We start from the raw sequence: 21,008 nt of genomic DNA, 5'->3' as shown, positions 1-21,008 counted from the left end.
ACAAGATACCCGCCAAAGGCGAGGCTCGCCCAGCAGGGCGGCAAACTACGAGCTCTTTTGCTCCTCTGCTGGGGCCCCTTCCTCTTTCTTCTCTTCCACAATCTTAACCGCCTCTACAGCAGCTGTCTCGTCCTCCACGGGCTTTGCAAGTTCCTCTTCCACGTTTTCTTTCGGAACCACCTGAGCCACAATCCAGTCGGGTTCAGCCAAAATCTCCACCTTAGAATCAACCTGCAGATTCTCAACCAAGATCCGGTCTTCCAAAGTCTTTAACGCTGAGACGTCTACTGTAATCTCTGAAGGAAGGTCTTGAGGCAACGAGGAAACCTCAACCTCGTGCATGTTTTGAAGAAGGGTACCTTCAAAGTCGGCTGCGGCAGAGGCCTCTCCTTGAAAGCTCAGGGGCACCATGATTTTAATCTTTTCATTAAGTCTCGGCTGGTAAAAGTCAACATGAATGGTGTCACCTGAAAGCGGGTGGCGCTGTACGTCTCGAATAAGGACTGGAGCCTTTTTTGCCGCCATGACAAGAGATAAAAGAGAACTCTCCCCTACCTCCTTGTATACTGCATCAAACTCCTTTTTCGCAACGGACAAAACTGCGGGGTCGAATCCCGGTCCATACAACACGGCTGGAATCTCTCCTTTCACTCGGAGCTCACGCACTTTCCTACCAAGTATTTTTCTTTGGGTTCCTTTGAGTGATAACATATGTTCTGTCTAGATTTTGTTTGCAGAACCCAAAAACTGAATATGGTATTCTGCTACTTTCTGTACCGCCCGAACACTTGGCGGCAATATTTTATACGGAGTAACTTCCTCTGGTTTCCCTTTCAGAGTTGCTCTCAAGGTGTTGGTAAAGGCGGCTCTCAGTTCTGTTGAAATATTCACCTTCACCACTCCGCTCTTTACTGCGTGGAGCAGATCTCGCCTTGGAGTACCAGACCCCCCATGCAGTACCATAAAACACATAACACGTTTTTTGATTTCTTGCAACCGTTTCAGATTGAGACGGGGATTCTTTTTGTACACGCCATGCACCGTACCGATAAGAATGGCTAAACTGTCAACTCCGGTCTTTTGAGCAAATTCCCTTGCCTCTTTGGGGTCGGTAAAAGAGTCTTTGTTGAAAGACGGTGCTTTCCCTTTATGAAACACAGAATGTTTCCCCGGAATTTCCGCAAACTCTCCTTCTACCATTGAGACGCGATTCTTTTTTGCCAAAGCTACCACCTTGCGGGTGAGAACAATATTCTCTTTAAAGGAATACGAGGAACCGTCAAAGTGCACTGCGTCGTACCCAGCTTCAATTGCCTCTTTAACCGAATCAAAGGATTTGCCGTGGTCAAAGTTCAAAAAAATGGGGAGCTTTGTTTCTTTCCGATAGGACTCAACAAGAGCTACTGCCTGCGCTTTCCCCAGAAACTTGCTGTCTCCTTCTGACGTTCCCACCAGCAGAGGGGCTTTTAGTCTTACCGCAGCTTGCACAATTCCCTGCAGCTGCTCTGCGGTGGAGAAATTAAACTGAGGAAGGGCAAAACCTCCCTTTCTAGCTTTCTGGTAATAGTATTTGAGATTTTTTTGCGCCATCACTTTTTTACGTACAGGGTCTGGGTAGGATATGCAAACTCAATGCCTTCCTGCTCAAATTTCTCTTTGATGGCAAGGTTGATTGCCTGTTGTGTATCCATATATGCCGTGTAATCTGGGATATTTATGTAATACATCACCTGAAAGTTTAGGCTAAAATCCCCAAACTCTGTGAAATGAACACGATCCACATCAGCTAACTCTTGCGCGGCAACGATATCTTTCACCATCTCTGGAATCTGTCTGAGCTTCTTTGTGGGGGTATCATAAACCACGCCAAAACGAAACCCGATTCTCCTCCTCTCCATTGTCTTATAATTGTGTATCCTTGCTTCTGTTAACTCTTTGTTGGACATAACCAATTCTTCGCCCTGCAGTGTTTGAATACGTGTAGATTTTAAGCCAATGTGCTTTATGGTACCCATCTCATCTCCCACGATAATGAAATCTCCTGTCTGAAAAGGCTTGTCAAAGTAAATGGAGAAAGAAGCAAAGATATCCGAAAGAATACCCTGAAGAGCAAATGCTATTGCAATGCCTCCAATCCCAAGACCTGCAATTAAAGCCGTAATGTCATATCCAAGATTCTGGACAACAAGTAAGAGAGCTACCACCCAGAGTATTCCTTTCAGCACTTTTTTAAGAAGCTTGATGATAGAAGGATCAAATGTGCCACCCTCTTCAAGACGTTTTTTAATAATCTTTTCAAAGAAGTAATCAATAACCCTGCTCAATGCCTTTATTACACTGTAGACAATCACCACAAAGGCTATCCAATATCCTACGCTCCTCGCAAACTCTGGCTCCTGGATAAACTGGAGAGCTGCTGCGGTTGCCAAGAGAAGGTAAAAAGGAGAACCGACTGATTGTAGGATTGCAATAAGAAGGTCATCAAAATCATTTTTTGTTTTTTCTGCAATAATTTTGACTCTATTCAGTATTTGCTTGCGAAAAAGCTGCAAAAGAAGATACACTCCAATAAAAAAAAGAAGGGCCATGATATATGCACCCATGGTATTTCCTGCAAAAGAAAGTTGGAGAAATGTATTCAGGTCTGCCATATATATTATGCCTGTTTCTTGCCAAGGCGCTCTTTTGCCTCTTGAATCAATTGTTCTGCCTCTGCTTTTGGCTTAAACTCCTTTAGCTTTACCCATTTTCCGGGCTCCAGTTTCTTGTAGTTCTCAAAGAAATCTCTGACTTCCTGCTTTTGCTCTTCTGTTAAATCCCCAATGTCTCGAACGTGCTCCCACCTGGGGTCAAGCTTCTTTGCGGGAACCGCAAGCACCTTATTGTCAATGCCAGATTCATCCTCCATCTCAAGATATCCAATGATTTCTGCCCTTACCACGCACCCAGGAAAAGTTGGGTTAGTCACAAGTAAAACAACATCTAAAGGATCTCCGTCTTCCCCTCTCGTTCCCGGAATAAAGCCGTAGTCAAACGGAAAAATCTCCTCGCCATACAATGCCCTGTCCAAGACGATTTCGCCTGTCTTTTCATCTTGCTCATACTTGTTTCTTGAACCCTTGGGTATCTCTACAAATACTTTAATTTCCATGATGAAGAAAACCAATAAGATACGAGGCAACAAGTTAACAAAATAGCTCTCGGAGGCAATTTGGCATGGTTCCGCCGAAGGCGGACAAACTGCCGAGAGTGCAGGTTGACAAATCTCGCTGGAGATTTGAACAACCGGTGTTTTGGAACTCCGTTGCCGAGTATAAGTATATCATAATGCTTTTGCTGCTGCTTTCACATGCCTGACTAATGTGGTGACATACCCCCATTCGTTATCGTACCAAGAAAGCACCTTTACCAAATCTCCATCCACCACCCTAGTAAGGCTTAGGTCCACAATGGCTCCGTAGGGTTCTTTTACAATGTCAGAGGAAACCAAGGGATCAGAGGTCACCTTTAAGATTCCTTTCCATTTAGGTAAAGAGGCTGCCTTGGTTAAAATGCTGTTGATTTCCTTTACCGTTGTCTTTCTCTTGGCAAGAAAGGTGATGTCTGCAATACTTCCTGCAACCACGGGAACCCGCAAGGCAATGCCGTCAAACTTATCCTTTAATTGAGGAATTGCCCGGGTCACGGCAACTGCAGCTCCGGTAGTGGAGGGAATGATGTTTTGGGCTGCCGCCCTTCCTCTCCGAACATCTCTGCTGCGGCTTGGCCCATCCACCAAGCTCTGCGTTGCAGTATATCCATGCGTAGTATTGAGCACTGCTTTTTGAATCCCTGGGTTTTGAGACAACACCAAAATCACAGGAGATGCTGCATTAGTGGTGCAAGAACCATTTGAAGTAATGCTAAACTTTGCCATTTCCTTTTCATTCACCCCACAGAGCACTGTTCTCCCCTCTTTGCCGTCCTCGTCCTTTGCAGGTGCCGTAATCACCACGCGCTTTGCACCGGCTTTTAAGTGCACCTTTGCCTTTTCATAGGAAGCAAAAACGCCTGTTGCCTCAACAACAATATCTACCCCAAGTTTTTTCCAGGGAAGCTTTGCAGGGTCTTTCTCTTTAAAAGTTTTAACTCCCTTAAGCCCCTTTTCAAACCTTCCATATACCGTATCGTATTGTAAAAGATAGGATAGATTCTCCAAATCCCCCAAGTCGTTGATAGCAACAACTTTAAGGTCGCCTAACTCTTGTACCTGACGAAAAAAGAGTCGGCCTATGCGCCCAAAACCATTGATTGCTACCTTCACCATATCCTCTATCCTACCACACCAAAGAGAGGGTTCAACTCTTCTTTATCCCTTTACGCGAACTCTCTCCTTTTCTGTCTTCTTGGGATTTCGCTCTGCATCCTGCTTTCTCACAAAGCGGCCGGTAATGGAGCTCCTATACACCGTTTTTCTTTTCTTTGTTGGCATAAAACAAAGGTTAGTTAATATAATAATTATAGTACCTTATACTCCTCTTTTAAAAACTGCTGCAGTGCTTTGCCTACTCGAGCGTCCTTAAGAGAATAATGGAGGTGAGTCTTTAACCAATCCTCTTTGTTGCCAGCTTCCCACCATCTCCCCTCTATTTCATATCCATACACGATTTTTCCGTCTCTGACCATATCTCCCAACGCTTCAGACAGCACCACTTCCCCTTTCTTGTTTGGCTTTGCTTTTTTCAAATAGTCAAACACTTCTGGGGTTAATATACGTCTCCCAATAATGGCGAGGTCAGAGGGGGTTTCTCCCTCTGGTTTTTCAACGATTTTTTTTATCTTGTAGAGACGCTGAGCAATCTTTTCTACGGCAACCACTCCATAGGAAGACAGGCGTTCCTTGGGAAGGCGGGCTAGCGCAGTCACTGGCTTTTGGGAGGTTCTAAATACCTGGGCCAGTTGAGTGCATCCTGCGGTCTTTGCCTCAATAATATCATCTGGGTACAGGACAAAGCAGGGTTCCTGGCCAACAAGCTTCTTTGCCTGCAACACCGCGTGGCCGTCTCCTAAAGGCTTTTGCACAGAAACAAAGGTGAAAGAGAACCCTTCCAAGGTCTTGTGAAGCTCTTGCACCTCTTTAAGCAGCTCCTCTTGGTTCCTGTCCGCCAAAAGCTTTTCTAGTTGGAAAGATCGCTTTACGTAGTCTGCAACCTGTTTCTTGTTGCTGTTCACAATAAAGATGACTTGTTTAACGCCCGCTGCCTTCAATTCCTCCAAGCCATAAAGCACCATAGGCTTTAAACCTACGGGCAAGAGTTCTTTTGGCAGGGCTTTGGAAAGCGGCAAAAAGCGCGTTGCCAAACCCGCAATGGGGACTATCGCTTTGGTGATCTCTGCCATAAGAAATTTTAGGAGGCGTCTTCTTGATACCTGGTGTTGCGAAGAAAAGAAGGAATATCCCACTGGCGCTCTTGCTTTTCTAGGTCTTTTAATTCCCGGTCCTGGGCTTTTTTCAAATCCAAAGCGTTTCTTCTCACCTTGCCAGACTGTGGGCGAGGGTTTTTTGGAGCTGGGGGCGGAGTCTTTTTCTCCTCGGTTTTTTTCTTTTGCTTCTTTGTTGCAGGTTTCTTTAAAGTAACCTTCCCGCCTCCACGGCGAGGTACCGCTGAGGCAACTTTTGCGTCCTTTTTTCTTTCTTGCTCCTTTGTCCCTTCCTTTTCTTTGCACCCTATGGCAAACAAGGCAATACGGAGCTTGTCTTTGTATTTTGGCTGAAAGGAAATGCCAAAGATGATACGGGCCTTGATGTTAAAAGAAGAGATGCGCTTTGAAATCTCGGCCACCTCCTGCATTTTCATTGTCTTGTCCCCGGTCAGGTTGAACACCACCCGGTCAGCTCCGGTAATGCCATAATCATACAGCGGGTTATGTAACACTTCTTTTAAGACGAGCTGGGCTTTGGGAGCACCCTGCATTGAAACAGAGTTCAAATACGCCAAGCGTCCCCTGCCTTCCAGCAGAGTTTTAAAGTCGGCAAAGTCAATGTTGATAAGTCCTGGCAAAGATAAGGTATCAATAAAGCCTTCTAAGGTTTCGGCCAATCTCTTGTTTACAGCTGAGAAAGAAGCTCTGAGCGGGGTCTTTTGGTCAATAATCCGAAAGATGTTCTCATTGGGAATAAGGACGTACGCATTGAGCAAGGGAACAACCTTTTCTAGAGCAGCGTCTGCTATCTCTCTTCTTTTTTGCCCTTCAAAGGAAAAAGGCATGGTAAAAATGCCCAAGGTCAAACACTTAGCCTCCTTTGCTGCTTCAGCAAACACCGGAGCTGCACCAGATCCAGTACCCCCGCCCAAAGAAACAACCAGGATGCACACGTCCTGTCCTTCCACGAGCTTTTTTATCCTGTCCTTTTCTGCCTTTGCTGCACTCTCCCCCAGCTTTTCGTCCATACCGCACCCCAGACCCTTTGTGAACTCCTGGCCAAACACAAATCCCCGAACATTCCGAGGCAGGTTTTTTTGCGCTTGCAAATCAGTGTTTGCAGAAACAAAATCTACCTTTCCAATACTCTTTGCAATCTCCCCTACAATACTGCCGCCACCTCCTCCAATGCCAATGACCCGAATCTTGGTCTTTCGCACAGCTTCTGGCGGCTCTACCCGAGAAACCCTCCTTTTTTGAGGGGTTGCTTGTTTTGCCTTTTTTTGTCGCTGCTTTTTTTTGCGCCTCCTCGGCGCACCCGCCGAAGAGGCGGGCTTCTTCTTTGCCATTCTTCTATTGTAGATACACCCCTGTTTTTGTCAATTTGGGAGTTTTTAGATATACTGTTTCTATGAGGGATAAAACCCCCAACTTTTTTTTGATTTACCTCTCTGTGTTCGTGAGCGTGGTTGCTTTTTCTATGGTTTTTCCCCTGCTCCCGATATATGCAAAGCACTTTGAGGCTTCTAATATTACGATTGGATTGCTGGCTGCCTCCTTTGCCTTCTCGCAGCTTCTATTCTCTCCTTTCTGGGGAATTCTATCTGATAGGTTCGGAAGAAAACCAATCATCCTGCTGGGTCTTTTGGGGTTGTCTTTGAGTTTTCTGATGTTTGCTTTTGCGGCCAATCTCACCGCCCTATTTTTGTTTAGGTTCATCCAAGGAATTTTTTCCGGGGCCATCATGCCCTCAGCCCGCGCCTACGTAGCTGACGTCACCTCAAAAGAAGAGCGGATAAAAGCCATGGGAAAGATAGGAGCATTTTTGGCTTTGGGAATCATCTTGGGCCCTGCCATTGGAGGTTTCCTGGCGCAAGAAAGTTTGGTACTTCCCTTTTTCGCCGCTGCTGTGGTGGCTGCCCTTAACTTGATACTCATGTTCTTTTTGCTCCCCGAGTCTCTAAAAGAAAAAAGATACTATAAGATAACCATACGCTTGGCTTGGATTTCCCTGCCCCGAATCTGGCAAGGCCTCCGGAGTTCCCTAACGCCTTTGTTCCTGCTTGCCTTTGTGTGGTCGTTTATCCTGTCCAACAATCAAGTGAACGTACCCCTTTTGGGAGTAGAAAAGCTCTCTTTGGATACCGGAGCCATTGGTCTTGGCTTTGCTTTAATGGGCCTGGTTTCTGCTATCACGCAGTTCTTCCTGCTTTCTCGCATTACCAAGACCCTTGGACAACACGCAACCATAGCAGGGGGCCTGGTGTTAATGGCTTTGTCTTTTATTGTAATGCCATTTTTGCCAAACCAGGTTTCCCTCTTCTATCTTGTAATGGCGAGCGCGGGATTTGGTTCTGCTGTTGCACGCCCTGTCATTACCGCCTTAATCACAAAAGAAACCACAGAACCTCAAGGAATTACCTTGGGCACCTCAAGTGCCTTTGAGAGCTTAGGACGACTCTTGGGTCCCCTGCTTGGTGGATTCCTGTTCGTGTTTGGACCACAAGTGCCCTTTCTCTTTTCCGGGACCGTTACCATCCTTATGGTGTTTTTTGTCTGGCGCTATACCCACTTTCTCAAACAAGGCCACACATATTAAGCGTAGTGTACCTAGATTACCAATACCTAAACGAGATTAAATTTTGACGGAAATAAAAAGGGGCCAGGGAGATGCTGCTCTCGAAGAACACCATCTCCCCAGCTTCAGGCACGTCAAGCAGGAGCGAACTCGACGCACAGACACAGACGGAACGCGGACGGACGCAAGATCGTGTCGTCTCTTTCCTGTCCTGTGTTATCGCACGAGCGATGCTTTAGGGATGCCCTCTTTTACAAGGTATTCCCACGCTTTTTTTACAGGGGAAGGAACGAAACACCCGAATGCACCAGGAAAATAAGGAGCCGATACTCCTCTTTCCCGGTGGGAATCAATGATGCCGCCGCCTGGCTTAAGTGCTCGGACCCTCCATATATATCACCACCGTCCTTTCTGGAGTATAGTTTGCTTTTTGAGAAAACTGGGAGACGCACACAACCCTTACTCAGGTTAAGAACCGTATCAACGGTCCGTATGGAGACATTTAGCCCCAACCTCAAGAGGTCAGAAGCGCTCCATTTGAGAACCGAGGTTTGGCTGCGCGGGTCTTGCTTCCCTTTACTCTTGTAAGAGTAGTTTTCTTTCAAGCACTCCTCTCCAAACTTAACAAGATTAAGCAGAGAGAGGAATGCTTGAACACAAAAAAAGAACTTTAAGAGATTATATCTCCCCAAAGCTCTGTGTCAATCCCCCGCCTAAATCTCATTTAGGCATAGTTAAAGCTGAGTGCGTATAATATCCCCTTTCACCAGACGTTTGATAACTCGGTGGGCCTCCTTGGCATCTTTCACAAGGCGGTAGATTTTCATATCCTCTTTGTCTATATTCCTTCTTTTTTCATACACGTCCTTCTTAATCCATGTAAGCAAAGGGCTCCAGTACTCTTTTCCCACCAAGATAATGGGAATGGGGTCAATCTTTCTTGTTTGAACAAGGGTAGTCATCTCAAAAAACTCATCTAAGGTGCCAAACCCTCCCGCAAAAAAGATGTACACCTCAGAAGCAAAGGCAAGCATTACTTTTCTTGCAAAAAAGTAGTTTAAAGAAATGGATCTCTTCACATACGGGTTCACGTTCTGGGTATGGTCTAGTTGAATGTTAATGCCGGCACTTTGCCCACCGGCTTCAGATGCCCCCTTGTTGGCTGCCTCCATAATGCCGGGCCCCCCTCCCGTAATAATGGCAAAGTCGTCTTTTACAAGCAAGGAGGCAAGCTTCTTTGCTTCCTCGTAGTGCTTATCTCCCGCAACGCATCTTGCTGACCCAAAAAAAGTGGCTGACTTGCCGTAGTTTTTAAGAAAGTGAAATCCCTTGGCAAACTCTTGGGTAATGCGGGTTAAACGCATGCCCCCTACTCGCTCGGGGGGAAGATTCATCAATTTTCCCAAGGTTGCAGCCGGCAAACAAATTTGCCCTGATTTATGAATCTCTTTAATGAGCTTTTTTTGTGTCATGTACTATTCTTCGGTTATCTCAACCTCGGGGTCAAAGGCGATGTAACCTGCAATCTTTTGTGCGGCTTCCTTGGGATTTGGGTATTCCCATGCCCCATCTTTTAAGTCCTTGCCATCAACAAAAAGATGATAGTATCGAGCCTCCCCTTTCCAGGGACAGGTGTACTGGGTCTCACTGTCCTTAAAATACTCTTTTTGCAAAGATTCTGGAGGAAAGTAGTGGTTTCCTTCCACTACAACCGTATCACTGCTTTTCGCTATCACCTTGCCATTAAAAAGAGCTTTCATGATTGGAGCCATTTAATAGAGCAGCCCATGGAGGGCTTGAGTTCGTCTGATATTTCTTTTTGAGATAGAAGCTTTGCAATATTCTCATCCATGGTGTTCTCTCCTGCTTCCTGCCCCGGTTCTAAAGCATCATCAATCCTGCCGTGGAACACAAGCTTTTGGCTCTTATCGAACAAAAAGGGGTCTGGCGTACAGGTAGCCCCATATGCCTTTGCCACTTCCTGGGTTTCATCCAAAAGATAGGGAAACTTCATGTTCCTCTCTTTGAAAAATGCCTTCATGTTGTCCATGCCCTCACCCTGATATTCTGGGTCGTTGCTGTTAATACCGACAATCGCAATCTTGTCTCCCCATTTCTCATGCAACTTCACTATGGTATCCATCTTTGCCTTCACGTACGGACAGTGATTACACATAAACAAAACCAAAAGACCTTCCTTGCCAGCAAAATCAGACAAAGAGTGGGTCTTATTATCTACTCCTTTTAAAGAAAACTCTGGCGCCTTGTCTCCCCTATTCAGTTTTTGAAAAGATTGCGTGAGTACCATCAGTCTATTTCTTTCTCAATATCCCAAATTTCTTTGCCGATGTACCGCTCAACTTCTTTAAAATCTTTGAGCAGCCGCTCCTCCATTGCGTTTTCCTCGTCGGAAAGCGTTTTGCTAAGCTTTAACTTGTTCACAAAGGCAAGTTCTGCTTCAATATCCCGCCGTAGCACCGCAAATCCGCGGCGGACAGACTCTTCTGCTTCCAGCACTTCTTTCATGAGGCGCCCGCGCTCTTTGCGGCCGTAATATCCATGAAACACAATGTACCCAAACAGCCCCAGCAAAACAAACAACAGGATAACGACAAATATGAGATACAGCACTTCATAGCTTATCCTGGAAGCCCCAAACTGAATGGCGGTTGACCCGACGGTTATTTGAATCTGGGGGCTCGGCGGGCTCACCTGGTCTGCAACCCTGCCCTGGGTCCACAGCTGATAGCCCCCGCTGGACAAAAAGGCATCATGACGATAGAACCAGTCTCCCTGCCGGTCTGAAGAAACGCCGTAGGAAAACGTTTCTCCGGTACGAAGATTCTGAAGGTAGATGGTGACCTCACCGAACGAAACTCCGGTTTTCCCACCGACGTAGAAAATCTCATTGTTGGAAATATCGCGGGAGACGGTGGTAATGAGGGGCGGGGTAAGTTCCGCCTCCTGGGCCGAAACAGGCTGTATCCCCCAAGCCGCACCAAACAGGAAAAACAGGAGCATAGCAATCTTGGAACCGTATTTTTTTCGGTAGTCCTTCAGTTCCGCAAGCTGTTCCTTTACGTGTCTTGGCAGTATTTTCTCGGCTCGCTTAATATCAAAGTCGCGATGCCATTTGGCAACCCGCAACCCTCCGTACAAAAGAGCCAAGATGAGCAGCATTGAAAGAATCCAGAACCATATCCAGGATATCAAGAAGGTGCTCGTAATCTGCAGGCCTTCCCCGCGAATAAACTGAAAGGGGCTGCTGACGATGGAAAAGCGCTTGATAACTTCGCGCAAGTTCCCGGCCTTATCATGCGCGCGGACAATGACATCGTACGTTCCCAGCTCCAGGGGACTTACAATGTAAGGGCTTTCAATCTCAATAAACAAGGGCTGGTTTATTGAGGCCCTGCCGTCTGACGGCGTAGCCTTTAAACTCAGCGGCACAATCTTTAAGGTGTAATAGTCCATGCCAGACAGAACGTCTGTCGTGGCGAACCTGATGCTTGGCTGCCTGTTCGTGGTGCGGCTCGAGCCTTCAATGTTGATGGGAAATTCTGCGGGCGGGCTTGCATCAATCTTCGCTGCAAAATGGGTGACTCCACCCCATGACTGCGTCTGGAACGCTTTGATATGAAAATAGTAGATGCCGTCTCCCAGATTCGTGTATCCAACCTTGGTCCTTGAACCATTAATAATATCATCTGGAATATCCACCGGCTCTTTGTTGAATACCCAACTGTACCCGTCAACATCCTCTTGGCTAATCCATGTAAAGGTGATGTTCGGGTTGGGATACCACCTTGACTGCTCTGGATGCGTTTGTGAGATAACGGCCGGGCCGGCGGGAGGAGGAAGAATAAGCTCGTAGATGCCATTCCCGGTCTCGTAAAGCGCGTCCGTCCCCACCCCGTCATGCAAGAGCACCACGGAATCATCAAGAAACCTCACAAAGGCACTCCCCACCGATGTGACTCTAAACGTGACGGTCGTAATCAATCCGTTGCTTGTCGTAACGCCCCCGGGAATACCCCCCTGGAGTTGAATCCTTCCGGTTTGGTTGTTCACGCTGGGGGCAGCGGTCCACACTCCGATAATGGACTGGCCGATGGAAGGAGAGACCACCTGCAGCTTGTCGGGAGGAAAACCAATAGATACCCCGATGGCATTGACCGCTTCCCCTTCCGTATCCAAGAACACGGACATGTTAAAGGTGCTTCCTGCGGTGAAGGTTCCTCCCACCGGCCCCACAGAAAGAATTGCAGCCTGCGCTGTTGTTCCTGCCGCGCCAAAAAGGAGAAAACTCACCATAAAAATACATAGGTGTAAGATACTTTTTGCGAGCCTTTTTTTCTTTCGCGCAAAATACAGCATACTCAAAAACACAAGGACTAACAGCCCTAGTATACCAAAAGCAACGGGGTTTTCATACCACTGCTTGGGGTTTTTGGGCGAGAGCACTGCGATTCTCTCGTTCCCTGCCTTATCAAGCGCCTTCACAAATATGTAACTTTTAAGCTCCTGGTCGCGCAGAAGATAGGGGCTTTCAGCGGCAAGCCATTTTGCATCCTCCTGTCTCTCTACTCTGGTGGTTTCCAGCACACTGTAGCCCGCAATGCCAGAAGTCTTGTCCTGCGTGGCAAAGACCACAAACCATTTCCCTTCAAAAATATTCGGGTCGCGAGCAATTTGCGGCGTGAAGGATTCCGGAGCTTCAGCGTCAAGAAGCACCACAAACTCCTCTCCGGTTGCGGTTTTTGTAATACGAAGCGTGGCCGGCGCTCGCTCTATTAAGGCCGCAGACCCTTGTCCGTCATTCAAAAGAATCCGCTCCTCTGTGGTCTTAAAAGTTACGCTCGTTTCCCCTTTTGCAAGGAATACAAGTGAGAACAAGAATCCCTTGCTGTCTTCAATGCCGCCCGGCATCACGCCAGAGAAGACAACCTCACCCTGCTGTCTTAAAGCGGGTTTTTGCACCCAGAAACTTGTAATGGAGCTCCCTTCATATATCGCTTTCAGCTCCAGCGCGTCTGCCGGGAACAAAATCGTTCCCCCTACGGCGTTCACATCTTGCCCCTGCGTGTTCAGCAATACCCCCACTTCAAACTGCTGACCCAAACCAACCTCCTCGCTGTGAGTCCCAAAGAAAATCTCAGCCGCCGATGCAGGGGCAGGAACTGCGAGGATGAAAAGGAAAAGAATGTATTTCATCGCATTTACCCGGTCCAGTAGAAGGCCATGATGCTAAAGTCTACTAAATCGGCTTTTCCGTCTCCGTTCAAATCCACTCGGGAAGGAACGTTGGGGCGGTCAAACCAGAAGATGAGGATGGAGAAATCAATAAGATTCACAAGGCAGTCGCCGTTCAGGTCTCCCCCAAAAGGGCAGACGATTGGTTCTTTAAGGATGGTTTCCGCAGCAACGGTAAAGTTCACTGCGGCGCTTGCAATGCCAGAAAAGCTTCCCTGAAGCGAGGCCTCGGCCACGGCTGAATAATCCCCAAACTCCAAAGAAGAGGTATCAAGAGAATATCGGTATCTCCCCTGCTGGCCTGAAACCGTTTGCACGGAGAATTCTCCGGTGGGAGTCTTAACAAGAATTACAATGTCTGCTGCTGGAACGGATTGCCCGAACAAATCAATGAATTCTCCCTTTGCAACCTGCCTCTTGTCAACTGCAATGGTCGGGGGCACTATCACACTGCGAATCGTCGTAGTGGTATTGAATACAACACTCACCGAAAACGAGATGAGACGGGAGGATCTCCCGGTATAGTCCCTGCCGTACAAAGAGAACAGGTAATCCCCAGTGGATAACGCCCCGGTACTCAGGGAAAAATTGGCTGCCCCGTCTGCCTGCGCGGTCCCTGCAATCTGACCATCCTTTAAAAGAATAACCTCACTGTCAGGATATGCCTTTCCAAAAAAGACCACGCTGGGTCCTTGCGGACTCAGCGTCGCCAAAGGCGGGGGCAGGGCGACAGAAACTTCCTCAAAATAGAGAAAGCCGGCCCGGTGGATGAAGCCAGCGCTCGTGCTCTCGCCTATGATGGGCTGACCCGTGCTGGAGAGAAACTCAAAGCTTGCAGAGGTTGACCTTCCTCCTTCAACGGTAATCACGGGGTCTCGCAGAATAAAGTTTGTGCTTGAAAAATCAACGGCGTGTGCCAGGAAGCCAAATACGCCTCCACTAATGAAAATGAGGACAAACGCTCCTACAAATGCGACAGAACGTGCCTTCCAGAGACCCATATATATATAATATCAAATACGCCGCACATATTCTATCCACAGGAGCACAGAGGCCCTGCTCTTTTACTGCTCAGGGGTGGTTTCGGGCTGCTCTTCGCCTTCCCCTGGCGCAGTCTCTCCAATGTTCAGTGACTGCTCAGGGGTGGTTTCGGGCTGCTCTTCGCCTTCCCCTGGCGCAGTCTCTCCAATGTTCAATGGCGCAACTTCCACAATCTTATTGCTCAAGGGATCATACAGAATTGCTTTACGCGCGTTTGTGTAAATTAATACCTTGTATCCATTCTTTGCCTGGGCGAAAAACGGCTGTTCCCGCAAGCTCTCTGCATCAGAAACTGTTGCCACGGTTGGCTGCTCATTCTCGGGAAGAACAATAAGCTTGCCAACACGATTCACAAGTTCTTCAATCTCTTGCTGAGCTATTCTTCGAGGATCTCCTTTAAGTTCTGCTAACTGAGTGTATGAATACACCGCAAAGACCGCAGCAACCACAAAGAGCGCCAGTGGTATGGCAACAAAAGGATTCCTTATTTGATTTACCATACGGTCTTTCAGCAAAGGCGTCGGCGAGTTTTTCATAGTTTCATTGTAGACAATATTGAGTGTGTACTTGTCTTATATTATGATAAAGAAGAAATGAAGGCATTACAAGTACTCAAACTCCTTAAGCAAGAAAGGCGCTTTCTCGGCCTTTCTCTGGCAAAGGTTATTGCATTACTGGTCATCCTTTTTGCAGGATACTATGTTTTGTTTCTAGCGCCTCGTCTGGCCCTGCCAAACGCCTATCTTGAAACGCAAAAGATATTTGCAGAGCACAGAACAAATCTTGTGCAAAATAGGGTAGCTTTAGTAGAGCTGGCGCAACTCTCTATTGGTGCAGCCGATCTTTTCAATAAAGAAATGAATCTTCTGCAAAAACTCCAGGAAACAAACAAGGTAGGACTACAATCCCTAAAGGAGAATCAACAGCTCCCCCGTGTTGCAGGGCTCTCAAACCTTGCCGCAGCACTCCCCCTGCTTCTTGAAAAAGAGCGCCAGATACTCAAAGAACAGCAGGGCCTTATTGTCTCCTTAACAAATCTCAACTCTGCAACGGGAGACTTGCTGCGCTACAATGCAAAACAGAACTTGGGTTCGCCTGACCTTATAGCAGACAGCGAACAGCTGCAAGCGAGAAAGGAAAATGCGAAAGATGGGCTAGAAAAAATAGCAAGCAAACTTGATGCAATTGAAGTAAGCAGTGAAACGCTAGAGCTGCTGCAAAGCGAAATTCAAAAAACGCAGAATCTTTTGCAGGGCAATACCAGCGTCACACTTCTCATATCACAATTTGAAGGGCTCAAGGAATTAGCGCTTGATATTCAGCGCGAAATGATACGCAGCGACCAATCTGTGAAACTGCTCACCCACCAAACAAACCTTATTTTAGAATACGACTTCTGGCTCAAACGCATTAGCGTAAAACAAGCACAACTCGCCCAAGACTAAACAGCACTATTCTTCTGAAGGAGGTGACGGTTCTGGGGCTGGGGTCGGCTCAGGTGTAGGTTCAGGTTCTGGCTCGGGTTCGGGCGTAGGTTCTGGAGCAGGAGCTGGCTCGGGTTCAGGCTCTGGTTCCGGGGATGATTCTGGTTCCGGAGCGGGTTCGGGTTCTGCAGCCGGCTCCTCGGCAGGAGCTGGCGCGGGCTCAGGCGTAGGTTCGGGTGTAGGTTCAGGAGCTGGTTCCTCTCCCACAAGAGCTGCCTCTTCCTCGGTGAGCTCTTCTTGAACCAAGGGCTCCCCTTCTAGCTCAGCTGCAACCTCCTCTTCAGTTACCGTTTCTGGTTCTGTTGGCTCTTCTGGCACAATGGGCTCTTCTTCAGTCACTGGAGGTTCCTCCCCTTCTGGGATGGGTGTCTCTTCCTCCGTTGGTTCCTCAGTTGGCTGTTCTTGTGTGGGAGCTGGCTCCTCCTCCGCGGGTTCTTCGCTTGGCTGTTCTTCGCCTGCGGGCTCTTCAACTGGTTCTTCGGTAGGCGTTTCTTCTTCAGTTGGCTCTTCGGCTGGCTCCTCGGTCGTCTCGCCTGGTGCTGGTTCTTCTTCTGGGGTGACATCTGTGGGTTCTTCTATTGGGGCTGGTTCTTCAAGAGGCGGCTCTTGCTCAGCCGGTGCCTCTTCCTCTATTATAGGCGTTTCTTCCTCTGTGATAGGAGGCTCTTCAGCAGGAGGTACACCTCCTCCGGTAAATTCCTCAGCCAAGCTAGCCAGTTCCTCTGCGCGCCTTGCTTCTTCTGCGAGGCGCTGCACCTCTTGCTCTGCCTGCTTGCGAGCTTCTGCAGCTGCAAGCCATTCTTCTATTTCAAACACAATTTGGCCGTTCCTAAACTTCGGCCTCTTTGCGACAGGTCCCTGCTTTATGATTATCGCCTGGTTTGTGCCGAGAAAATGCTGGAGCGTTCTCCATTCTCCCCGGGCATCTTTTCTTGCGTACAAAAGCTCGTTGCCCTCAATATCGGGGTTAAGGGAAAGTTCGCCTTCGGTTACTTGCCGTATAGATATGCCGTCAAAAAGAAATATTTGCCATCTGTCTTCTACCCATCCTTCCCACACAACCCGTCCCTGACTCAATCGCGGGTTCACATTGTTTGCTCCGCCTGAAAGCTGGGTGGTTACGCCAGTTGAAACATGATAAAGAAAAATTCTCCAACTGCCCGTCACCTGCCCCATCCAGGCAATATATTCTTTGTCTGTAACGGGGTCGGCATTGGTATAGCTGCTGTTGGTAATAAAAACTTTATTGCCATTAAAAATATAATAAATCTGCCGAAACCCATTATCCCCTGCCTCGCTTCCTACTATTACGTCATTGGTCGCTACATATTGTGCAAGATTTGTGTCTTGCTCAAAGATTTGCGCAAAGGCCGGTTGAACTAAACTAAAAATCAACGCCGTTATAACAAGCGGGGTAACCCAGTTTACAAATACTTTATGCCGTAAAAATTGGTAATTCATGCTGTAAAAGCAGGGCCTGGCCCTGCTTTTGCTAGTCGGCCCAGAAGAAGCCTCGTTCAACTCCTTCGGTAAAGAAGTTGCCGTGGCGCAGTTGATCAGCCGTACTCGGCCTTATATCAATCCTTGGAAAAGAATCAGAGTTATAACCATCGAGGTCGGCAGGATCATCTTTTCTCATACGAAAACAATATGTGCGCGCTTCATCCACCGCGCCGGTGCCGTCATACTCAATGTTCCAATCCCATTCCAATTCCTGTCCAGCGGGTACCGCTACTGGATTAGTACCTGTGGGGTCTGATTCTGAGTACCGCCCCTCTTCATCGGAACTATCTAGTGTAAGTGTAGCGCCATCAAGGGCGGTATCGTCAGTAATACTGCCATTGTCAAAAAATCGCCATGTTGCGCCAGCTGTACCAAACGCGTCTACATCTGTCCAGCTCGGACCAGTAGTACAATCACTCGCTCGTGCGTATTGCAATATAAACCCCTCGGCACCAGCATCAAGCTGGGCATCTGTAACGCTTATATTCATACGAAGACGAATATGATCTCCCTTATCAATCGGGTCATTACTTGGAGGAACAGCATCCACAGCGACATTTTCAGCTATATCTGGGTTTCCCCATACATCTGTTGGCAATAAAGCATTATTATCTACAAAAAACTCAAAATCATTTTGGGTCAAAGTAGTGACTGCGGCGGCTATTTTTATCTCCACTGCAACCGCTCTCCATGTTGCACTTTTTGACCACGTTACCGTTTGATCATTATTTCCAGAGCTTGTAGTAATTTCTGATGTGTTTGTTCCCGCGTACTTTACTTGACCACCTACTGTCACACTTCCTCTTTGTAGTTGTCCAGTACCTAACGTATTTACTCCGCCATTACTTTGTAGGCCTGCGACAAAGGCGATTAATGAATCATTGTTGTTTGTGGTGATATTTGCATTTGCAGTAGCGCCTGAACCTGTTGCTGTTGCTGTTGCATCTATGGGACTTGTCGTTTCTGTTCCGGTAAGCGTATATGCATCTATAACAGTATCTGCTGTTGATGCTGATAAGTTTGCAGTGATTGATTTTGAAGCATTTGCCGTGATGGTAGTAGCAAAATAAATCGCAACTGTTGGATCAGTGCCTTGAGAGGAGGCCACGCTATAGGTATCGCCGTCTCCATCAGTAACAGAAGTAATAGTTTCAGCATTCCTAACCATGACTGCAACAACAACCATAGTCGCAGTGCTCGGAACATCTAGTGTAACAGCACACGTTGAAGCATTGGTGCAAGCAACCTCGGTAGCATCGTTTTGAACTGCGATTAAGGCGTATGCCTCTTGGACTTTCGGCGGGAAATTAAGAAACGGGATCTGTGGCCAGCCCGAATACACCCAGCCAGTAATTATTAGGAATATGACAATAAAACGGAGGGGTTTTGCTAACCCCATAAAAAATCTACGCACGTTTTGAAAATTATTGTGCCCTATAACCATTAGAACACTGCGATAAAAACAAAGATTTTTAATTATTTGCCAAGTAGTCAATCGTAATCTCACCGACATAGACCGTATCCGTTCCGCCGTCAGACATGACAATTCTGATGGTCATGAAACTACCGGGAGTGTAAGTGGTCGTTGCAGGCTCATCAAAAACGGCTTCTACGGAAGTTTGCGTCCACGTAGCTCCATCTACCAGCGTGCCGCCGGTGTTTTCCAAATCTCCATCCGTATCATACACGAACGCCGTCACTTCTGTATTCGCATTAGATGCTGCTTTGGCCCACACTTTAATCGGATCGGTAACAGAGGCGAAACTGGCAAAGTTATCCGGCACGCGCCAGCGAACCCAAATATCATAATCTTGCTGACTACCGCCCGTGCCCGCCCATTCGTAATAGTTATGAATGTCCGTTGCAGTATTACAAACTCCAGTATTTGTTTCAGGAATATCGGCTGAAAACCCACTTTCACAGAAATCAGATGTCATCGTACCTGTATTGCTGCTCCCGTCTCCGGTTAAAGTTGCGCCGGGGTATTCAGGTGAAAGCGTTACTTGTCTGGTTGCTCGTGCTGTACCACCATAGGTTAAACCAGTAGAATCTTCTGTAAGAGTAATAAAGTTTGTCGCATCCCCAATCCTAAGTCCAATATCCCAACCAGCGCCAACATTAATACCCTCTTCTGTTGCTCCAGCGCCTTGGCTAATGCCCGAGATGTTAAGACCGGTTAATGTCCCAGCTACAACGCCTGTTGCAGTAATTTTTATTGCATTTTCCGTTCCCCCTGTGGTAATGCTGCCGGTGATAATCTCAAGGCCGTCTGCGGTAATGGTAGCCCCAGTCTGCGTAATGGCAGGAATGGTAACTTCTATTCCCTTAAAGGCGGTGGAACCTGCTGTGTTTTGCGTGAGCGCTCCGCCAGAAATCTCAATGCCCTTGTATAGAATGGTGCCAGAGGTATTGCTTGCGGTATCCAAAAGAATATCCAAGCCAGTGGCAGACTGGTTGATAGAGGTATAGTTAGTATTCAAATCAATACTCTGACCCGTAAGCAATCCGGTTAGAGTGACTGCTGATGCTGTGCCAATTTCTGCAATAATGCCGCTGGTTTGATCGGAGCCAATTTCTACCAGGGCTGTCCCCGCGGTTCCTCCTTCTACAGACAGCGCTACATCCCATCCAGTGCCAATTTGAATTGCGGTGATGGCTCCTGTTGGATTGGTTACGTTGGGAATGTCAATTGCCTGCACCGTGTCACCGGCTTCGGTTGCGCCCACAGGATCAATCACAATGCGAAGCCCTGCGTTGTCAACACTCCCTCCAACCGCTGCGGTCACAAAGTCAATTTGTAATCCGTCAATGGCAGTGATTGTTGTTCCCTGGCCCGCGTTGGTAATAACAACCATGTCTGCGGTCGGGGCGGCTCCGGCTGAAATGTTGAGATTCTCGCCTGCGCCAAAGACAAGGTCTACATCTGCATTGAAGGTAGCAAGGCCATTGAAGGTTGAGGAGACCACTGTGAGTGCCCCGGCTGCGGTAATTGACCAGTCATCTCCCCCGGTAATAGTGACGGTGGTAGCGGCATTGGAGTTTCCAATGGTGATAACGTCTGCTAAGGTGCCCTCTGTTGCAATCCTAATGGTGTCCGTGCCGGAAGCATCTACCCCACCAATGTCAATGGTCTTGGTGTTGGCATTGTCTCCAATGTTCACTCCCCCGGTTCCCGTGTTCAAGACCAGGGCAGTGGCCCCTGTAACGTTTCCAATAGTAATGGTCTTTGCATTGGTTGCAGTACCAATGTTGAGGTCTCCGACTGTTCCGGAGTCTACGATGAGGGTTTGTCCTGCCGCAGAAGATAAGGTGACTATCCCGGCTCCAGTGTAGGATTGCGTGTTTGGAATAGAAACTCCTCCGGTGTCTGTTGTAAGAGAAGTAAAGGTTCCAGCTGCAGTAGCCGCTCCACCAATGACAGTCCCATCAATGTTGCCTCCGTTAATGTCTACGGTGGTGGCGACCAGGGAAGCAATGGTGCCAAGAGAGGTTAAGGCGGAGGCAAGAACAGTTGTTCCAAGCGTGCTTTCACTCAATACGTTTGAGGTATCAACAAAGTAGGAGAATCCATCTGCAAGCTCAATGCCCCCATCATCTATGGTGGCAATAAGGGCGGCATCCACGCTGAAGCGATACTCACCAAAGTCTACTGAGGCAGAGGCCGTTGGAGTATCAAAGGCCAAAAACTCAAGGGTCTGCGTTCCCGATTGAAAGGTTGGGGTAATGGTTAGGCGTTCCGTGGCAGA

Annotated in this window: 18 protein-coding genes; 2 read left to right on the top strand and 16 right to left on the bottom strand. The window is 47.7% G+C overall.

Going from position 1 to position 21,008, the window contains the following annotated elements:
- Positions 1 to 45: 45 nt before the first annotated feature.
- The 7 genes from IH982_00090 to IH982_00060 all read right to left on the bottom strand — a co-directional run bounded on the left by IH982_00090 (position 46) and on the right by IH982_00060 (position 6,752).
- On the bottom strand, positions 46 to 711 hold the full coding sequence (locus IH982_00090) for a 50S ribosomal protein L25 (protein MCH7828262.1): 666 nt from the start codon (positions 709 to 711) through the stop codon (positions 46 to 48).
- A 9-nt stretch (positions 712 to 720) separates the two neighbouring features.
- Positions 721 to 1,590, bottom strand: coding sequence for a class II fructose-bisphosphate aldolase (locus IH982_00085; protein ID MCH7828261.1), 870 nt, complete (start codon positions 1,588 to 1,590; stop codon positions 721 to 723).
- A complete protein-coding gene (locus IH982_00080) occupies positions 1,590 to 2,651 on the bottom strand; it encodes a mechanosensitive ion channel family protein (protein ID MCH7828260.1) in 1,062 nt (353 codons plus the stop codon). Before IH982_00080 ends, IH982_00085 begins: the two co-directional genes overlap by 1 nt.
- Before the next feature lie 5 nt (positions 2,652 to 2,656).
- Positions 2,657 to 3,151: an inorganic diphosphatase gene (locus IH982_00075; GenBank protein MCH7828259.1), complete on the bottom strand. Its 495-nt coding sequence runs from the start codon at positions 3,149 to 3,151 to the stop codon at positions 2,657 to 2,659.
- Positions 3,152 to 3,322: 171 nt separating this feature from the next.
- Complete coding sequence (locus tag IH982_00070) at positions 3,323 to 4,306, bottom strand: aldehyde dehydrogenase (protein MCH7828258.1); 984 nt, start codon at positions 4,304 to 4,306, stop codon at positions 3,323 to 3,325.
- A gap of 191 nt (positions 4,307 to 4,497) precedes the next feature.
- On the bottom strand, positions 4,498 to 5,379 hold the full coding sequence (locus IH982_00065; GenBank protein MCH7828257.1) for a UTP--glucose-1-phosphate uridylyltransferase: 882 nt from the start codon (positions 5,377 to 5,379) through the stop codon (positions 4,498 to 4,500).
- Positions 5,380 to 5,387: 8 nt separating this feature from the next.
- Positions 5,388 to 6,752: a cell division FtsZ family protein gene (locus IH982_00060; GenBank protein MCH7828256.1), complete on the bottom strand. Its 1,365-nt coding sequence runs from the start codon at positions 6,750 to 6,752 to the stop codon at positions 5,388 to 5,390.
- A 62-nt stretch (positions 6,753 to 6,814) separates the two neighbouring features.
- Here IH982_00060 and IH982_00055 point away from each other — a divergent pair, with 62 nt between their 5' ends.
- Positions 6,815 to 8,002: an MFS transporter gene (locus IH982_00055; GenBank protein ID MCH7828255.1), complete on the top strand. Its 1,188-nt coding sequence runs from the start codon at positions 6,815 to 6,817 to the stop codon at positions 8,000 to 8,002.
- A gap of 713 nt (positions 8,003 to 8,715) precedes the next feature.
- Here IH982_00055 and IH982_00050 read toward each other — a convergent pair.
- The 6 genes from IH982_00050 to IH982_00025 form a co-directional block, all read right to left on the bottom strand.
- On the bottom strand, positions 8,716 to 9,453 hold the full coding sequence (locus IH982_00050; protein ID MCH7828254.1) for a TIGR00730 family Rossman fold protein: 738 nt from the start codon (positions 9,451 to 9,453) through the stop codon (positions 8,716 to 8,718).
- Between the two features lie 3 nt (positions 9,454 to 9,456).
- The gene (locus IH982_00045) at positions 9,457 to 9,741 is read right to left on the bottom strand and encodes a DUF427 domain-containing protein (GenBank protein ID MCH7828253.1); all 285 of its coding nucleotides are present in this window, start codon (positions 9,739 to 9,741) and stop codon (positions 9,457 to 9,459) included.
- Positions 9,738 to 10,289, bottom strand: coding sequence for a thioredoxin family protein (locus IH982_00040; GenBank protein MCH7828252.1), 552 nt, complete (start codon positions 10,287 to 10,289; stop codon positions 9,738 to 9,740). Before IH982_00040 ends, IH982_00045 begins: the two co-directional genes overlap by 4 nt.
- Positions 10,289 to 13,195 carry a hypothetical protein gene (locus tag IH982_00035; protein MCH7828251.1) on the bottom strand — a complete coding sequence of 969 codons (2,907 nt, stop codon included), beginning with the start codon at positions 13,193 to 13,195 and terminating at the stop codon, positions 10,289 to 10,291. The genes IH982_00040 and IH982_00035 overlap by 1 nt, the downstream gene beginning before the upstream one ends.
- A gap of 5 nt (positions 13,196 to 13,200) precedes the next feature.
- Complete coding sequence (locus IH982_00030) at positions 13,201 to 14,235, bottom strand: hypothetical protein (GenBank protein MCH7828250.1); 1,035 nt, start codon at positions 14,233 to 14,235, stop codon at positions 13,201 to 13,203.
- A gap of 63 nt (positions 14,236 to 14,298) precedes the next feature.
- Entirely contained in the window at positions 14,299 to 14,811 is a 513-nt protein-coding gene (locus IH982_00025) for a hypothetical protein (protein ID MCH7828249.1), read from the bottom strand.
- Positions 14,812 to 14,868: 57 nt separating this feature from the next.
- Here IH982_00025 and IH982_00020 point away from each other — a divergent pair, with 57 nt between their 5' ends.
- Positions 14,869 to 15,720 (top strand): hypothetical protein, encoded by an 852-nt coding sequence (locus tag IH982_00020; protein MCH7828248.1) that lies wholly within the window; start codon positions 14,869 to 14,871, stop codon positions 15,718 to 15,720.
- 6 nt (positions 15,721 to 15,726) lie between these two features.
- On the opposite strand, the gene IH982_00015 is transcribed toward IH982_00020, so the two are convergent.
- From IH982_00015 to IH982_00005, 3 genes are all read right to left on the bottom strand, one after another.
- Positions 15,727 to 17,220: a hypothetical protein gene (locus tag IH982_00015; protein ID MCH7828247.1), complete on the bottom strand. Its 1,494-nt coding sequence runs from the start codon at positions 17,218 to 17,220 to the stop codon at positions 15,727 to 15,729.
- Between the two features lie 31 nt (positions 17,221 to 17,251).
- Positions 17,252 to 18,706: a hypothetical protein gene (locus tag IH982_00010; protein MCH7828246.1), complete on the bottom strand. Its 1,455-nt coding sequence runs from the start codon at positions 18,704 to 18,706 to the stop codon at positions 17,252 to 17,254.
- Between the two features lie 28 nt (positions 18,707 to 18,734).
- Positions 18,735 to 21,008: hypothetical protein (locus tag IH982_00005; GenBank protein ID MCH7828245.1), on the bottom strand; the 2,274-nt coding region annotated here is incomplete at its 5' end.

This window comes from Patescibacteria group bacterium (assembly GCA_022563395.1).
In the GTDB taxonomy this organism is placed as follows: domain Bacteria; phylum Patescibacteriota; class Minisyncoccia; order Minisyncoccales; family UBA10102; genus 01-FULL-49-22b.
The sequence above is the reverse complement of the archived record's forward strand: the minus strand, read 5'-3'. Positions and strand labels throughout refer to the sequence as shown.

What these genes read in the sequence shown, in the direction of transcription:
- IH982_00090 (MCH7828262.1), bottom strand. Translation starts at nt 711, where the DNA reads ATGTTATCACTCAAAGGAACCCAAAGAAAAATACTTGGTAGGAAAGTG.
- IH982_00085 (MCH7828261.1), bottom strand. Translation starts at nt 1,590, where the DNA reads ATGGCGCAAAAAAATCTCAAATACTATTACCAGAAAGCTAGAAAGGGA.
- IH982_00080 (MCH7828260.1), bottom strand. Translation starts at nt 2,651, where the DNA reads ATGGCAGACCTGAATACATTTCTCCAACTTTCTTTTGCAGGAAATACC.
- IH982_00075 (MCH7828259.1), bottom strand. Translation starts at nt 3,151, where the DNA reads ATGGAAATTAAAGTATTTGTAGAGATACCCAAGGGTTCAAGAAACAAG.
- IH982_00070 (MCH7828258.1), bottom strand. Translation starts at nt 4,306, where the DNA reads ATGGTGAAGGTAGCAATCAATGGTTTTGGGCGCATAGGCCGACTCTTT.
- IH982_00065 (MCH7828257.1), bottom strand. Translation starts at nt 5,379, where the DNA reads ATGGCAGAGATCACCAAAGCGATAGTCCCCATTGCGGGTTTGGCAACG.
- IH982_00060 (MCH7828256.1), bottom strand. Translation starts at nt 6,752, where the DNA reads ATGGCAAAGAAGAAGCCCGCCTCTTCGGCGGGTGCGCCGAGGAGGCGC.
- IH982_00055 (MCH7828255.1), top strand. Translation starts at nt 6,815, where the DNA reads ATGAGGGATAAAACCCCCAACTTTTTTTTGATTTACCTCTCTGTGTTC.
- IH982_00050 (MCH7828254.1), bottom strand. Translation starts at nt 9,453, where the DNA reads ATGACACAAAAAAAGCTCATTAAAGAGATTCATAAATCAGGGCAAATT.
- IH982_00045 (MCH7828253.1), bottom strand. Translation starts at nt 9,741, where the DNA reads ATGAAAGCTCTTTTTAATGGCAAGGTGATAGCGAAAAGCAGTGATACG.
- IH982_00040 (MCH7828252.1), bottom strand. Translation starts at nt 10,289, where the DNA reads ATGGTACTCACGCAATCTTTTCAAAAACTGAATAGGGGAGACAAGGCG.
- IH982_00035 (MCH7828251.1), bottom strand. Translation starts at nt 13,195, where the DNA reads ATGAAATACATTCTTTTCCTTTTCATCCTCGCAGTTCCTGCCCCTGCA.
- IH982_00030 (MCH7828250.1), bottom strand. Translation starts at nt 14,235, where the DNA reads ATGGGTCTCTGGAAGGCACGTTCTGTCGCATTTGTAGGAGCGTTTGTC.
- IH982_00025 (MCH7828249.1), bottom strand. Translation starts at nt 14,811, where the DNA reads ATGAAAAACTCGCCGACGCCTTTGCTGAAAGACCGTATGGTAAATCAA.
- IH982_00020 (MCH7828248.1), top strand. Translation starts at nt 14,869, where the DNA reads ATGAAGGCATTACAAGTACTCAAACTCCTTAAGCAAGAAAGGCGCTTT.
- IH982_00015 (MCH7828247.1), bottom strand. Translation starts at nt 17,220, where the DNA reads ATGAATTACCAATTTTTACGGCATAAAGTATTTGTAAACTGGGTTACC.
- IH982_00010 (MCH7828246.1), bottom strand. Translation starts at nt 18,706, where the DNA reads ATGGTTATAGGGCACAATAATTTTCAAAACGTGCGTAGATTTTTTATG.